Origin of the sequence: Thalassolituus alkanivorans, from assembly GCF_020447205.1 — a bacterium.
GTDB classification, from domain to species: domain Bacteria; phylum Pseudomonadota; class Gammaproteobacteria; order Pseudomonadales; family Oceanobacteraceae; genus Venatoribacter; species Venatoribacter alkanivorans.
Map to the genome: position 1 here is coordinate 400,953 of NZ_JAJAEL010000035.1, position 16,189 is coordinate 417,141.

11 protein-coding genes are annotated in these 16,189 nt (G+C 55.8%); 9 read left to right on the forward strand and 2 right to left on the reverse strand.

The window, feature by feature from the left end; translation table 11 throughout:
• The first annotated feature begins 210 nt into the window (after window positions 1-210).
• The 3 genes from LGT44_RS12370 (at window position 211) to LGT44_RS12380 (ending at window position 6,558) form a co-directional block, all read left to right on the forward strand.
• Window positions 211-4,383, forward strand: a complete 4,173-nt coding sequence (locus LGT44_RS12370) for a sensor domain-containing protein (protein WP_230332607.1) — start codon at window positions 211-213, stop codon at window positions 4,381-4,383.
• On the forward strand, window positions 4,367-5,512 hold the full coding sequence (locus LGT44_RS12375) for a DUF3570 domain-containing protein (RefSeq protein ID WP_230332606.1): 1,146 nt from the start codon (window positions 4,367-4,369) through the stop codon (window positions 5,510-5,512). The genes LGT44_RS12370 and LGT44_RS12375 overlap by 17 nt, the downstream gene beginning before the upstream one ends.
• A gap of 110 nt (window positions 5,513-5,622) precedes the next feature.
• Window positions 5,623-6,558 carry a sensor domain-containing diguanylate cyclase gene (locus LGT44_RS12380; RefSeq protein ID WP_230332605.1) on the forward strand — a complete coding sequence of 312 codons (936 nt, stop codon included), beginning with the start codon at window positions 5,623-5,625 and terminating at the stop codon, window positions 6,556-6,558.
• An 11-nt stretch (window positions 6,559-6,569) separates the two neighbouring features.
• Here LGT44_RS12380 and LGT44_RS12385 read toward each other — a convergent pair whose 3' ends face one another.
• On the reverse strand, window positions 6,570-7,883 hold the full coding sequence (locus LGT44_RS12385; RefSeq protein ID WP_230332604.1) for a DUF1501 domain-containing protein: 1,314 nt from the start codon (window positions 7,881-7,883) through the stop codon (window positions 6,570-6,572).
• Window positions 7,876-10,287 carry a DUF1588 domain-containing protein gene (locus LGT44_RS12390; RefSeq protein WP_230332603.1) on the reverse strand — a complete coding sequence of 804 codons (2,412 nt, stop codon included), beginning with the start codon at window positions 10,285-10,287 and terminating at the stop codon, window positions 7,876-7,878. The genes LGT44_RS12385 and LGT44_RS12390 overlap by 8 nt, the downstream gene beginning before the upstream one ends.
• A 258-nt stretch (window positions 10,288-10,545) precedes the next feature.
• Here LGT44_RS12390 and glyA point away from each other — a divergent pair, with 258 nt between their 5' ends.
• From glyA to ribD, 6 genes are all read left to right on the forward strand, one after another.
• Window positions 10,546-11,808, forward strand: a complete 1,263-nt coding sequence (gene glyA / locus LGT44_RS12395) for a serine hydroxymethyltransferase (protein ID WP_145469903.1) — start codon at window positions 10,546-10,548, stop codon at window positions 11,806-11,808.
• Between the two features lie 212 nt (window positions 11,809-12,020).
• Complete coding sequence (locus tag LGT44_RS12400; protein WP_145469904.1) at window positions 12,021-12,716, forward strand: substrate-binding periplasmic protein; 696 nt, start codon at window positions 12,021-12,023, stop codon at window positions 12,714-12,716.
• 101 nt (window positions 12,717-12,817) lie between these two features.
• Window positions 12,818-13,165: a hypothetical protein gene (locus tag LGT44_RS12405; protein WP_145469905.1), complete on the forward strand. Its 348-nt coding sequence runs from the start codon at window positions 12,818-12,820 to the stop codon at window positions 13,163-13,165.
• Between the two features lie 340 nt (window positions 13,166-13,505).
• Window positions 13,506-14,405 carry a metal-dependent hydrolase gene (locus tag LGT44_RS12410; protein ID WP_145469907.1) on the forward strand — a complete coding sequence of 300 codons (900 nt, stop codon included), beginning with the start codon at window positions 13,506-13,508 and terminating at the stop codon, window positions 14,403-14,405.
• Between the two features lie 147 nt (window positions 14,406-14,552).
• Window positions 14,553-15,041 (forward strand): transcriptional regulator NrdR, encoded by a 489-nt coding sequence (gene nrdR / locus LGT44_RS12415; protein ID WP_145469908.1) that lies wholly within the window; start codon window positions 14,553-14,555, stop codon window positions 15,039-15,041.
• On the forward strand, window positions 15,038-16,147 hold the full coding sequence (gene ribD, locus LGT44_RS12420; protein WP_230332602.1) for a bifunctional diaminohydroxyphosphoribosylaminopyrimidine deaminase/5-amino-6-(5-phosphoribosylamino)uracil reductase RibD: 1,110 nt from the start codon (window positions 15,038-15,040) through the stop codon (window positions 16,145-16,147). Before nrdR ends, ribD begins: the two co-directional genes overlap by 4 nt.
• Window positions 16,148-16,189 lie beyond the last annotated feature (42 nt).

Genomic DNA, 16,189 nt, shown 5'->3' on the forward strand with positions numbered 1-16,189 from the left:
AATACCTCGTATCAGATGGCGGCAAAGCTACTGAAAAGCGTCGCCGATGGCAACATAACAGGCCGTTCTCCGGGCTTTTTCTGCCTGTACACACGATTTGCTGCGGGCAAAGTCACAGAAATGTCATCAGCGCCATATTAAGTCGCCTATCCCACCTTAAGCTGTCTATACTTCGGCCATGATGATTAATAAAGATAAGATTCATTAACCATGCTGTTTCGCCTGTTACAGCGGGCCGGCCAGGACGACCTGCGCCGTTCAACGCTGATTAACTTCCCGCTGTTTCTGCTCAGTTTTGTCTTTCTGGCACTGGTGTTGGCCGGTAACGGCTATCGTCAGTGGCACCATGATCAGCAGGCATTCAGTAAAGAAGTGGCGCTGACGCTGGAAAACTACGTCCAGCAATCCGGGCTGCTGGCACAGGCCGGGCTGGCCGCAAACACCATGTTCAGCCATGGCTATGCCGCTTTGCTGGAACAGTCGGCCAGTGGCAACGAAACGGCGGCCGTCCGGCTCTGGCAAGAGATGAAGCAATCCTTCTTCAACCTGACCGGCTTTGTGCTGTTTGATGATGATGGCCATTATCTGATGCATCAGGGCGCGCCGCTGCACGCCGATGAAACCCGCGACATCTATGCCAATATCCAGAGCCTGGGTGGCGAAAAAGGCATGTTTTCCCTGCGCTATGGTGGCAAAGGCGGCTATTACTTTTACACCCGTTTTCAGGCCCCCAGCGGCCATCACTATATGTTTGTCAGTCGCCGTTCCTACAGCAAGCTGTCGAGCATTATTTACAATGGCGAATTTCCCGGCTTCGAGATGTTGCTGCTGGATACCCGCGATAACTCCATTGGTATCCGTGAACACTACTACGCCGATTCATCCCATCAGCCCAGGCTGACTAAAACCGAAGAACAACAGATTCTGTACCGTACCAACATCCCCTTCACTCACTGGGATGTTATTGCCCTGCCGGTCGCTAAAGACGCCCGGGCCCAGTTATGGAGCCGCATTCATCCTCCCCTGGTGGTGCTGGCAACTTTCTCGGTACTGGCCGGCATACTGTGGATATTCCTGCGCCGTCAGGAGCGCCGTGCCGCCGAGCTGGAAATTATCCGCCGTCAGACCGAACAACGCGCCGACCGGGTGCTGATGTCAATCGATGATGCCCTGATCTCCACCGATGCTTTTGGCCTGATCAACTACGTTAACCCCAAAGGGGCTGCACTGCTGATTGAGAACGGTCAGCGCGACTTTATTGGCGAAAGCCTGGCCGATGTCTGGCCTGACAAACAGGCGCTCTGGAACCGTGGCCTGACCGCCGATGAACTGGAGCTGCTGCAGGATAACGGCCGTCAGCTGACCGTCCGCATTGGTGAAGAACAGCGCATTCTTGAGCAGGGATATAACCCACTGTACGAAGGCCGGCGCATTACCGGCATCGTCTGGCTGCTGCGCGATATTACCGATGCCGTACATGCCACCAGCGCGCTGGAAGAAAGCCGTTCACGCTATAAAGCCCTGTTTGAAGAAGCCGGCGTTGCCCATTGTCTGCTGGATATCTCTCACTTTGATGGTCAGCTGGAAAGCGTCCGTCTGGTGAATATCAATGATGCCGCCGTGCGCATGACCAAAGCCCGCGACCGCCAGCAACTGCTGCAGGATTACAGCCACTTACTGGTACAGGGTAGTCGCGAACTGCGCTCTGCTCTGCAACGTGCGGTTGATCTGAAACTGAACACCACCGAATTTGAATTACCGCTGCGCATCTTCAGCGGCGAGCAGCGTGATTTCTGGGTCAACCTCAGCCTGCGCTCCGGCACTCCGGGTCAGGCCCTGATGACCGTTCTGGATGTCACCGAACGCAAAAAAGCCAACGAAAAAACCCGTGAGCGTGAAGCCTTCTGGTCAAAGGTGATGGCCGCCATGCCGGATCTGGTTTACGTCGTTGAGCTGACTCCGGAACTCACTCATAAAGTCATTTACCACAACCGCACAATCGGTGAAGTGCTGGGTTATCCGCCCGATCTGCAACTTGAAGCTGACGACTGGATTCGCTATGCCGAACCGGAAGAAGAAAGCCAGCTGGCGATTGCTCTGAATAAAAACCGCACGCTGGAAATGGGCACCACGCGCGAAGCTACCGCCCGTTTCCGCCACTACGACGGCAGTCTGCGTATTCTCAAATTCCGTGATACCCCGTTCGCACTGGATAAAAACGGTAAAGTTGTACGCTATATCGGTACCGCCCGCGACGTAACCGGCGATATTGAGAAACAGGAACGCATTGTCGAATCCGAACGCCGCTACCGCCTGCTGGCAGAAAATATGAGCGACGTTATCTGGGCCACCGATATTGATCTGAATTTTAATTTCGTCAGCTCGTCGGTAGAACGTATTCTTGGTTATAAACCGGATGAATTATTACGTGAAGGCGTCGGTGCTATTTTTAAACGCCGGGATATCCGTACCCTGTTCCGGGCCATGCACCACGAGATACAACAGGCACTGCTCGATCCGGCCAATGCCCAATCGCGTAATGTGATGATCCGTAAAGACGCGGTCGCTACCAGTAAAAATGGTAAAGAGATTTTACTCGAGCTGCAGGCCAGCCCGTTATGGAATGATAAAGGTGAACTGCAGGGCATGCTCGGCATCTCGCGTGATGTCGGCGAAGCACGCAAAATCGAGCGCGAATTACAGTTAGCTGGGGAAGTATTTGCCAACAGTAACGAAGCCATCTTAATTACCGACCGTACGCTGAACATTGCCAATATCAACCGCGCTTTCAGTTCCATTACCGGTTACAAAAATGAAGAAGTCATCGGCCGTACACCGGATTTTCTTATTTCACCGGAACGCCATGGCATCACCTTCTTTGAAGAAATCGGCGAAGCTCTGGTTACTGAAGGCTACTGGCAGGGCGAGATTTTTTATCAGCGAGCCAGCGGAGAAATACGTACCGGCTGGGCCGGCGTCAGTGCGATCCGCGACCACGACCATGAAGTTCAGAGTCTGATTATTATTATGTCTGACATCACCGAACGTAAGGTGATTGAAGAACGCATCCATAAGCTGGCTTATTTCGATCCGCTCACCGGCCTGCCCAACCGCAGCCAGATGCATGAACGTCTGGACGTATTGCTGAAAACCGCTGCACGCCATGATCAGTGTGTTGCACTGTTATTTATCGACCTCGACCGTTTTAAACCGATTAATGACTCTATGGGACACCCGGCCGGTGATCAGGTATTAAAACAGGTCGCTCAACGCCTGCGGAACTGCACCAAGAAGCAGGATCTGGTCTGCCGCATCGGTGGGGATGAATTTACGGTTGCTCTTGGCGAGCAGACGGATAACGAAAAAGCAGCAGACACCGCCGTTAAAGTGGCCGAGCGCATTCTGCATGCATTAAACCGTCCTTATATTCTTGGTCAGCGCGAAGTCTTTATCAGCGCCAGCATTGGTATTTCTATTTATCCGCATGATGGCGTCAGTGTTATTGAACTGCTGAAAAACTCCGATATGGCGATGTATCACGCCAAAGATCTGGGACGTGACAACGTGCAGTTCTTTAACGAAAAAATGAATCAGAAAGCGGTGGAGTTGCTGGAGCTGGAAAACGATCTGCGCCATGCCTTAAACCGCAACGAACTGGAGCTTTATTACCAGCCGCAATACCAGTCGGGCACAGGAACGGCCGTCGCTGCCGAAGCTTTATTACGCTGGAACCATCCGACCAAGGGACTTATATCCCCCGGATTATTTATTCCCATTATTGAAGATACCGGCCTGATTGTTCCTATCGGCCAGTGGGTGCTGGAACAGGCTTGTCAGCATTTCTCAGACTGGCAGAAAAACGGACTGGAACTGCAACGCATCGCCGTCAACGTTTCCGCCCGCCAGTTTAAACAGGACGATTTCCTGCAGATTGTAAAAGACGCTATTTTCAAGGCCGGTATACGCCCCGACCAGCTGGAACTGGAGCTGACCGAAAGCATCCTGATCGATGATATTGAACACACGTTGGAAGCACTCGATGGTTTACGCAAACTCGGTGTACGCACAGCTATCGACGATTTCGGTACCGGCTATTCTTCACTGAATTACCTGAAGCAGTTCCCGGTCGATACCCTGAAAATTGACCGCAGTTTTATTCAGAATTTACCCGACAACTCCGATGATGCTCAGATTACCCGCACTATTATTGCCATGGCGCACAACCTGGGTATGGGCATTATTGCCGAAGGGGTAGAAACCCGTGAGCAACTGGATTTTTTAATTTCTGCCCGCTGTGAAGAGGTTCAGGGTTTCCTGTTCAGTAAACCGCTTCCCCAACAACAATTCCTGCAACTACTGCAACCTTATGAAACCCAGAGCTAAAAGCGCACTTCTGGCTCTGGCCGCAGTGGCACCTGTTCATGCACTTGCACCGCCACAGGAAGCACAGCTGCAATACCGCGTGAGCCAGTATCAGGAAAACGATATGCCTGCTAACCGGGTGGCCAGCGGTTCCACAGAACGCTATCAGATTTCTGTGCAGCAACTGCAATGGCAAACCCCCGTCGCCGGCCAGTGGCTGCTGAATATGCAGGGCAGCTACGAAACGCTGAGCGGTGCCTCACCTCTGCAGACCTTTGAAAACAGCAGCGGTCAGAGCGAAGTGATCATGAGCGGCGCCTCCATCGACGAAAGCAGACAGGATGCACAACTGCAGCTGACCCGTTATTTCAGCAACAGCACGCTCGGTGGCGGGCTGTATTACTCCGGCGAAAATGACTATCAGGCGCTGGCCTGGAATCTGGCCGGCAGCCTTGAGCTCTGGTCAGGAATGACGACCCTCAATGCCGGTATCAGCCAGTCTGATGACCGCCTGAACCCCAGCGACAGCAGCCTCTCGGTCAACCGCCAACTGGCGGATGACCAGAGCCGAAAACGTCAGGAAGGTTATCTGGGTATCAGCCAGATTCTGAATAAATACGAACTGCTGCAACTGACCCTGGGCTACAGTCAGAGCAGCGGCTATTTATCCGACCCATACCGCAATATCGATCTGCGCCCGGATAACCGCGATGCCCAGACCCTGAGCCTGATGTACCGGTTTTTTATGAAGCCCTGGGATGGTGCGGCTCACTGGAATTACCGCTTTTATCACGACAGCTGGGGCGTGGATTCCCACACGCTGGAGCTGCGCTGGTATCAGAACCTCGGACGCTATTGGCGCGCCACGCTGGGCAGCCGCCTTTACCGCCAGCAGGCCGCTGATTTCTACTCTCTGGCCAGTACCGCCAGTGGCAATGCGCAAAGTAATGATGCGCGTTTATCCGCTTACGGCGCCATAACCCTTGAACTGGGTGTAGACCTGCTCTGGTCTCAGGCACTGCAGTTCAGCATCAGCGGACAGAATTACCGCAGCCGTGAATCCTGGGGACCGGATGGCAGCAAAGCGCCTGAAGCACCGGCATTGGTGAATTATCAGCTACTCAGCGCCGGTATTCTTTACCGTTACTAGGGCCTGGCCTGCTACATCTGTCACGGAACAAATAAACGCCAGACATTACTGGCTGTCAGCCGTTGTCTATACTGCTCTCCAGCGCCTGCAAACACGCAGAGGTCTGCTCTATGAACAGCCAGATCAACGACCTTCTTTACCGCCTGCTGGATGAAACACCCAACGCTTTTGGTGTCTTCGACAGCAACAATCAACTGCTCTACTGCAACGCCAATATGGCTAATGTGTTCGGTCTCAGCCGTCAGCAGGCCACGGGGCTGACGCACCGGGAGCTGATGCGTAATGCCTACAACAACGGCCTTGGCGTCCGTACAGACAGCGAAGACTTCGAACAGTGGATCAGCGATGTGGAAAGCCGCCAGCGTCTGGACCCGGTTCGCACTTTTGAATCCGACCTGTTTAGCGGTGAGTGGCTGAAAATTACCCAGGTCACCATCGATGATCATCTGGTCCTTATCGGCACCAATATCACCGAACTGAAAGATACCGAAGCGCGCCTGCGCACCGCACTGGAAGAACTCAACGACGTCGCCAATACCGATGTGCTGACCAGCGTCGCCAACCGTCGCCACTTTTTTGCCCGCGCCGGAGAAGAACTGGCGCGCGCCCAGCGCTATCAGCATCCGCTGTGCCTGATGCTGCTCGACATTGACTACTTCAAACAGGTAAACGACCAGTTTGGCCATCACGCCGGCGATCAGGTGCTGCAGTTTTTTGCCCGTTTCTATGAAAGCGGCCTGCGTAAAATCGACTTTTTTGCCCGGCTGGGCGGTGAGGAGTTTGTAGTTCTGCTGCCGGAAACCCGCCTGCCCGACGCCATGAATCTGGGTAACCGCCTGCGCGAACAGCTGACCCTGCAAAGCATTTACACCATGCCGGAAGAGCAGCAGCTGCGCATCACAGTCTCGGCTGGTATCAGTCAGTTTGAAGGTAGCGGTGATTCGGTTCAGACCTTACTGAGCCGCGCCGACGAAGCCTTATACCGCGCCAAAGCCCACGGTCGTAACTGCTGCGAGGCAGCCGCCCCCTGGCCAGCTGTCGGTTAAACCTGCCGTCGTCAGAGCTGACCAAACAGATTGACCGACTCCGCATTCAGCGGAAAACGCTGGCTCAGCTCATGCCCGGCAATTCCCGCCAGCTCGCGCATTGCCTGCTGTATATGCTTGGGCTGCAGCAAAATGCCGTTGCTGTCCGGAGCCAGTGTTTGGGCATTAACGGTCTGAGCTTCATGCGCCGCAGTGGTTAAGCCGACACTGCGGTTTGCCCAGCTGGCGTTCTTACTCATAAAAATCGTGCTGCCGATTGGCCAGTGGTCTTTACCATTACCGTCGTTATAGCCCGGTGTACGGGCAAAGTCAGAGCTGATCATCACCACCAGCTTATCGTCGATACCCAGTCGTCCGGCTTCCGCCCAGAGGTATTCCACACCGTTCTGCAGACGCATCAGTGCCGCCGCATGATCAGCATCGTGATTAGCGTGAGTATCAAACCCCCAAGCCACCAGATCGGTGCTGACACATAACCCCGACTGATACGCCGCCAGTGCAATCTGCGCCTGGCGTAACAAGGGGTTCCAGTAACCATCGGCATCGGTGTAATCGACCAGAGTCTGGGGCACATACTGCGCCAGCAACTCCAGCAATTGCTGGCCATCTTTGGCTGACGAAAACTGATTCAGCGCCGCCTGCATTCGCGACGCCATATGCGGCTGTGCAGCCTGCAACCGCGCCAGACGTTCCGCACGGTGGCGGTTGATGATGTCGCGTGTGCTCTGACGATGAAAATACTTTGCCGCATCCCAACCGCTGCCGCCGTCGAGAAACTGATCCTGATACACCAGCTTATTAAGCGCACCGGGGTCCTGCATCAGGGTGTAATTAATAATGCCTGCCGTCTGGTTGTAACCGCCATTACTGAGATATGCCAGTGGCAGCCCGGCGCCATACACCGCCGCTGCCAGCGCCGCAAACGACGGATAGCCTTCCGCCAGCCGGCCACTCCAGTTGTAACGCTGGCCGGCCTGATGCGCGTTGGTCTGGGCATCAATGCCGTTGACCACCAGCATATGCGGATGCAGGTTGCTGAAGAAGCGCTGATTGTGGGCAAAGGGCGCGTAGGTAACAGAGCTGCCGCTGATGGTTTGCACGCCCTGAGTACTGGCCCAGTGATTGATCGCCGGATTGGCTTTCGGATCGCAGAAACTGGTGACATCCCAGCCGCCGCCAGCCTCAATACTGACAAAAAACGGGCCGCTGTAAGGCGTGAAATTCCCCTCTGCCGCACGCGCGCGCAGTGACACCGGAAGACCGGTAGCCAGACCGGAAGCAACCAGCAACTGCAGGAAACGGCGGCGATTCATCCCATTATTCATAAAGCATCCTGAAATCACTGAGCAGATACGTCAGCACAGCCATCCAGCTGCGCAGGGTGTGGTTCGGGTCCTGTTTCAGGGCCGCATCATTGTCCCAGTCGAGCAGACAGAACTCGTCCTGCTGATCATCGCTGGTGTCGTTGTGGTAAAGCCAGTCGCTGGGCGCATTGGCCACACGTTCACTCCAGACTTCGTTAAACAGGTTGTAGGTACTGTTCTGCTCCACCGCCAGATCGGTCAGCGGATCGCCCCAGATCACCTCAATCAGCCGGTTAACCTGCGCCTGTACCTGTGCCGGAGCGTTGGCCGGGGTATCGGTCATCTCCACCAGGGTAAACAGCGTGCGCTGTGCTTTAGGTAATTCAAATTCGGCCACCACCCGCTGACACACCATTTCCTGCGACATACGACCGGCCACGGCATACATCAGGGTGTTCAGGCTTTGCCCGCGCTGCACCACGGTATCGCTGTCGATACCGCCATACAGGCCATAATAATCCCGCGCCAGCAGGTCATAGTTTTCATCCCAGGTGTGATGCCAGAGGCCACCACTCACCGCCTGAATCTTACGGCTCAGCTGCTCGGCGCTGAGCAGCTGACCGGCGCCCATATCACCGTAATACGCCGTTGCCGGTGCATGCGAAGCGCGGAACACCGGGCTCATTGCCATATCGGCCAGCAGATCTTTCAGCTGATAGCCACCGCTGCGGAAAGCAGTCGCCAGCTCACCGACCATGCGCTGCTGTTCGCTGTAACGGGCCAGCTTGTCGGCGTAATCAACGTCGCTCGGCTCGGTTGGTTGTGGCAACAACTCACGCCCAAAGACCGCCGGCCACCAGAAGGCGACCGTACCTGAAGCAAAGCGCTCATCGGCCACCATCTGCTGCGCCAGCCACTGCAGGCTGTTGTCGTTACTGGCTGTCGGCAGTGTCTGCCCGGCAAAGCCCGGTGCGCGCATATCGCGGTACCAGAGATCACCCTGCTGATAGAGACTGCCGGCTTTGTAGGTGTCCGGCAGTGAGTCATCACCATCCCAGGCATCACGGTAATGGCCGTTGTCGCCATAATTCTGAAAAGCGCCGGCCACCGGGTCCATCATTTCGTGGCAGACCGCGCAGGATGGATTATTCAGCGTCGGGTTGTTGGTATCGGCCAGATCAGCCGGGTCCATAGAGCGCAGCGCCAGCCCTTCGATATCCACATTCAGGAAAAAGTAATACGCCCAACGGGCCCGCGCGCGATTGCGGTTGGTATCGGTTGAGGGATAACGCGCCAGAAACATCTGTGAGCTGAGCAGACCAGCCTGGGGCAATGGCCCGCCGCCATAGCCATCGATAATCTGTGCCGGCCGCCAGTCATCCGGATCATTGTTATCCGCAAAGCTGATGCCGGTGTGATACACGTCGTTGGAAAACGGGTTCACCATCATATAGGTGGCGGTCAGCACTTCGCTGTAGGGCCGGTCGTGGGTGACGACATAGTTAATCAGCTGCAGCGGTGCGGTAGCCACAGCCCTGTTGGTATTGGCCCAGGCAAAACCAAAGGCTTCATTAGCGGCCTGACGCTGTTCATCGGTGCTGGCATCGTTGATCGCCTGCTGCAGCGGTGCCAGACGGGATTCGATATAGGTGAAGCGTCCGCCTTCATACAGCAGATCCAGCCCCGGCGTGCGGTTGTTGGCGAATTTATTGGTGAGTAAGCGGTCATTCGCGCTTTCCATCAGGAAATCACTGAAGTGCTCGCCGCTCATTAAATGGCGGATCGCATTGCGCAGGCTGACTTCGGTACCATCAGCAATCGAAGCCTGCTCTGCGGCTGTTGGCAGGCGTCCGGCAAACAGCAGTGCCGCCTTACGCAACGTGGCGTTGTTATCCAGCAAGACGGCCTCGTCCCAGAACGCCGACAGACTGACACTGCCATCGCTGCCATCACCGTCACTGCAGCTGGCAACCGGGCCGGCAAGCCAGCCCTGCAGCGCCTGATGAGCGGCCGCCCCCGCAGCAAACACCCGCCCGCCACCGTGCACGACCTGCGCCAGCGGCTTGGCTTCTATATTGGCCAGACCAGACTCAGAGGCGATGTAAGTATTTACTGCGCTGAGATTATCAGCCAGATAAGAGCTCACGGAGGCGGGCTTCAGCACCAGTCCGGACTCAGCCGCAATGCCACCGCTCTGGTGGCACTGCATACAGGATGGCGCCAGTACCGGCGCCCATAATTCAGTATTGAAACGTTCCAGCTCCGCCGCACATGCCGCAGCACCATTACCATCTGTCGGAGTTTTATCCGGGGTATTGTTCTGTGGATTGCTGTCGCTGACCAGTTCGCCGGCGTATTCATTACCGGGACCGGAGCAGGCGCTCAGCAGCCAACAAAGCAGAATCAGGGGGAAACCAGCACGCATCAGAGATGTACCATGATCAGTGAAGCCTTGAGTATGGAGCAGCCGCAGGGCTTTTCCGTTAAACGATGTAATAAGTTGTTGTAACCGCGTTGTTAGGGCGTTTTTCTGACCATGTGGTCACATTTTTCCTTGCTCAGATGAGCGTAGTTCACGCCGATAATGACACCTTCTCAAGTGCCAGACGGCGCAGTTTGCGCTAGAATGCCGCCCTTCTGATTTTAACCCCCCTTTTCTACCACCCTGTGTGAGGAAGCTCTGATGTTTAGCCGTGATATGAACATAGCGGATTTTGACCCGGAACTGTGGTCAGCGATGAAAGCCGAAGATGCCCGTCAGGAGCATCACATTGAGCTGATCGCCTCCGAAAACTACACCAGCCCACGGGTAATGGAAGCTCAGGGCTCCCAGCTGACCAACAAGTACGCCGAAGGTTATCCGGGCAAGCGTTACTACGGTGGTTGTGAGCACGTTGATGTGATCGAACAGCTGGCCATCGACCGCGCCAAAGAACTGTTCGGTGCAGGCTACGCTAACGTACAGCCACACTCCGGTTCTCAGGCCAACGCGGCGGTTTACTTCGCCCTGTGTCAGCCTGGCGATACCATTCTGGGTATGAGCCTGGCACACGGTGGTCACCTGACTCACGGTGCATCGGTATCTTTCTCGGGCCGCGTTTATAACGCTGTTCAGTACGGTCTGAACCCGGAAACCGGCGAAATCGATTACGCCGAAGTTGAGCGTCTGGCGCGTGAACACAAGCCAAAAATGATCGTCGCTGGTTTCTCGGCTTACAGCCGCGTGGTTGACTGGGCGCGTTTCCGCACCATCGCCGATGAAGTGGGCGCTTACCTGTTCGTTGATATGGCCCACGTTGCCGGTCTGATCGCCGCTGGCGTTTACCCGTCTCCGGTTGGTATTGCTGACGTGGTAACCACCACCACTCACAAAACCCTGCGCGGTCCGCGTGGTGGTCTGATTCTGGCCAACGAAGACGAAGAGCTGAACAAGAAGCTGAACTTCGCGGTATTCCCTGAATCCCAGGGCGGCCCGCTGATGCACGTTATCGCTGCCAAAGCTGTGTGCTTCAAAGAAGCGATGTCTGACGAGTACAAAGCCTATCAGGCGCAGGTAGTTAAGAACGCTCAGGCCATGGCCAAAACCTTTATCGAACGCGGTATCAACGTGGTATCCGGTGGCACCGATGACCACCTGTTCCTGGTTGACCTGATCGGTAAAGAGTACACAGGTAAAGACGCTGACGCCGCTCTGGGTCGCGCCAACATCACTGTGAACAAAAACTCAGTACCTAACGACCCACGCTCTCCGTTCGTAACCTCTGGTCTGCGTATCGGTTCTCCGGCCATCACCAGCCGCGGCTTCAAAGAAGCTCAGGCAACGGAACTGGCTGGCTGGATCTGTGATGTACTGAACGGTCTGGAAAACGGCAACTCCGACGCCGTTGAAGCCGAAGTAAAAGCCAAGGTTGTTGCCCTGTGCGAACAGTTCCCGGTTTACAAATAAGCCCCGACTGATACTTCCGCTGTAAACAAACCGCCCGGTGCCTGCACCCGGCGGTTTTTTTATTCTGCCGTTATGCCTCTTCTGCCCTGAGTACGGGGTGCCATATGTGACTTTTATAAAACAAAACCGCTCTTTACCGACAACAGAAACGGCACGGGCAACAGCCTGACCTAAGCTTAAAGTACGAATTCAGATTACGAGACATCTATGCCATGCCACTACCGGCTCTGATCCCCTGCCTGTTGCTGCTGTTGCTCTGTGGTCATCCGGCGCAGGCCCGTCCGTTAACCCTGGCGATGCCGCACTTCCCTCCCTATACCTACATCAATGCTGAGGGCCAGGCTGACGGCATAGCGCTTGCCCGCCTGCAACAGCTGCTGACCCGCGCCGGAGTGGAGTTTCGCATTGTGCCCGTTCCCAATTACGGTCGTGCGCTGGCGGAGCTGGAGGCTGGTGATGTCGACGGTTTTTTTCTCGCTTCGCCAAACAATAAGCGCAGCGAACACGCACACTTTTTCGGACCATTGATGCTCAACCGCTGGAGCTGGTTTTACTTTGCCGGCAAAAAGCCCGGACTGTGCCAAAGCCCGACAGCGACCATCATTAATACCAACACCCAGTATTGGCTGGAACAGCAGGGATGCGGTCCGCTGCATACCGTGCATCAGGCCGCTGACCTGATCAGCCTGCTTACTGACGGGCGCGTCAGTGCCGCCTTTGTTGCGCGACGGGTGATGCTGGAAGAAATCCGCCGCCAGGGGCTGCCGGTCACGCTGTTTACGGAGCAGCCCGAATTGGTACAGCCTTTCGGTCTGTATATCGCCTATACCCTGTTGCAGGAGCAACCGGCGCTGGCCCGGCAAATCAATGATGCCCTGCTGCAGTTACCTCCGCTGGATACCGATTAAGCACATAACACTGTCATCTGTCTGTCACAGCTTTGTCATAGGGTGCTACATAAGCAGGCAGCACCTTGCTGTATCCGTTATCCACAGAGAGATGCCATATCATGAGCAAGCACTGGACTCCGGTAACCGAACGGCACCTGGCCGCCATGCTTCGTCATGCCGAGCAACAGATGGACCCCGCCCTGCACCAGATCTGGCAACTGATCCGGCTGCCATTACCGGAACTCTGGCAACAGCATCCCTGGGGCGATGAAGGCTGTGGTTTCTGGGTGGTGGCGGTGTTTGGCAAAACCTGTGTCTATTTCAACGACATCAGTCAGGGCTTTAACTCCAGTATTTTTATGAGCTGGGGCCATATCGAAGACTACCAGACCCATACCGACGCTCTGGACGTCCATCTGGAACGTCTGTTTCAGAGCCACCCCGACCTGACCTCCGCCGCTAACTGATAAAACAGGATGCGGGGCGTTTGTGCCGTATCTCGGTCAAAACCGTCATTGGCTGATTTGAACCCGGGAACAATCCAGACAGCTGTACCAGAAGATGGTGTAAATAACGCTGAAAAGAGCCGTTCTGCGCCTTTCATCCACAGCCCGGACAACTCAGGGTGATTTTCTGCCAGAACAGCCAAATATCCTGTCTGACCCGCACCAGCCCCCCCTGTTAAATATTGACCGATTGCTACCTTCAACCCTCCGACCCGCAAGCGTTTAATACGCTGACATTGATCAGGGCCTGCCGACAGGCCCGAACATCCGAACAACAATAAAAGTATCAAAGGAATCAGTTATGACTCATGCAAGCACTGCCGATGCTGGCACTGTCCGTCAGACTGCCGGAGCCAAGGCTAACATCCCGCCACGTCGTATGGACTTCGAATTCGCAGATGACACCAAACGCTACTGGTACAAAGACAGCCCGTTTCTGACCACGTTCTGGTCTACCCTGTCGACCCTGTTTCCGGAAGGTGAAACCTTCTTCGTTGACTCTGTGCGCAACTACCGCAAAGACATCACCGACCCGCTGCTGAAAGCCCAGGTATCCGGCTTTATCGGTCAGGAAGCAATGCACAGTAAAGAACACAAAGCCTTTAACGATCTGGCCGAAAAACACGGTTTCCCGGCCAACAATCTCGACCGCGATCTCGGTATTCTGCTGCGCTTTGCGCGTAAAACCCTGCCGAAGAAAATCCAGCTGGCCATTACCGTGGCGCTGGAGCACTACACCGCGATTCTGGCTGAACAGCTGCTGCGTGACCCATCGCATCAGGCCAACATTCAGGACCCGGAAGCCCTGAAGCTGTGGATGTGGCACGCGCTGGAAGAAAACGAACACAAAATCGTGGCCTACGATGTGTACAACCTGGTTGGTGGTGGCTACTTCACCCGCGTACTGACCATGCTGATTGTTACCTTCTTCTTCTTTACCGTGGTGGGCATCGGCCATATCCGTATGCTCTGGGCCGACCGCAAGCTGTTTGATGTCTGGAACAACCTGAAGGGTTTCTGGTATCTGTGGAGCCCGAAAGGCCTGTTCCCGAAACTGCTGCCGCAGTATCTGGACTTCTTTAAGCCAGGCTTCCATCCGAATGACCACGATACCGTGCAGCTGCTGGACGACTGGCGCGAGAAACTGCTGGGTAAAGACGGCATGCTCGCCGATCAGATCAAAAACCCGCAGCGCGCTTAAGCCCTGCCTTAAGCGTTGCATACAGACAGCCGCCGTTAACCCGGCGGCTGACTGTGTATCCGGAAAGCGCCCGGCCTCTGGCGCCGCCAGCGCAAATCCTTTAGAATCCGCCCTCTTTAAGCTCACCTGAGTCGCTCTTTACCAGTTATGTATTGCCCGTTCTGTACTCACCCGGAAACCAAAGTTATTGATTCACGCCTGGTTGCCGATGGTGAGCAAATCCGACGCCGACGGGAATGCATCAGCTGTGGCGAACGCTTTACCACCTTCGAAAGTGCCGAACTGGTGATGCCACGCATCATCAAACAAGACGGTACACGCGAACCCTTCAACGAAGACAAACTCCGTTCCGGTATCCACCGCGCGCTGGAAAAGCGCCCGGTCAGTGTCGAAGACGTTGAAGCCGCCATCGTCCGTATCAAACAAAAACTGCGCGCCACCGGCGAACGCGAAGTCCCCAGCCGTATTCTGGGTGAATGCGTGATGGCCGAACTGCGTCAGCTCGATCAGGTGGCCTATGTACGCTTTGCCTCGGTATACCGCAGCTTCCAGGATCTGGATGAATTCCGTGCCGAAATCGAGCGCATCTCCTCACCGTTAAGCCCTCTCGCTGACAGTAAGGAAGAAGAAGCATGAACCACGAATTTTATATGGCCCGTGCTCTGCAGCTGGCCGAACTCGGGCGTTACTCCACCAGCCCGAATCCGCGCGTCGGCTGCGTGATTGTGAATAACGGCGAAATCGTCGGTGAAGGCTGGCATCAGAAAGCCGGCGAGCCCCATGCCGAAGTGCATGCCCTGCGCATGGCCGGCGATAACGCCCGCGGTGCCACCGCCTACGTCACCCTCGAACCCTGCAGCCACCATGGCCGCACCCCGCCCTGCGCAGAAGGCCTGATTAAGGCCGGTGTGGCACGGGTAGTCGGCGCCTGTTCTGACCCTAACCCGCTGGTTGCCGGACGCGGCTACAACCTGCTGCGCGATGCCGGTATCGAGGTCATTACTCCCTGCCTTGAAGCTCAGGCCATCGACCTGAACAAAGGTTTTATGCAGCGTATGCGCAGCGGTATGCCCTGGGTTCGCGCCAAATTAGCGCAAAGCCTGGATGGCCGTACCGCCATGGCCAGTGGTGAAAGCCAGTGGATCACAGGTGCTGCAGCCCGTGCCGATGTCCAGCGCCTGCGCGCGCAAAGCTGCGCAGTAATTACCGGCGCAGGTTCCGTATTAACCGATAACCCGTCGATGACCGTACGCCCGGCTGAGACCGGCATCGAACAGGAACAACGTCTGTGGCGCCAGCCATTACGGGTGATCATTGACGGACAGCAACGGCTGAGTGGCAACGAACAGATATTCTCCCTGCCCGGCGATATCCTGCTGGCTGTCAGCAATGCTGCGAGCTGTAAGGTGCGCCGCGATGAGTCGCTGGGCACACTCAGCATCTGGCAGGCACCGCTGACCATGGCGAATAAAGTCGATCTGCCAGCGCTGCTGGCGGAACTGGGCGAGCGTGGCTGCAACGAAGTATTGCTGGAAAGCGGCGCCCAGCTGGCCGGGGCCTTTGCCGCCGCCGGACTGATCAACGAGCTGGTGCTCTACTGCGCACCGACTATCCTCGGGAGTGAGGCGCGACCACTGCTATCCTTAGGGCTTGAGCGTATGGAGCAGCAGCTGCGCTGGCGCTGGCAGGATGTACGCATGGTCGGCGGCGATTTAAAACTGGTGCTGACACCAGACGCATAACAGAGCCCTGCCGCGAGCCGGCAGCGCATTAAGAGAGTGACG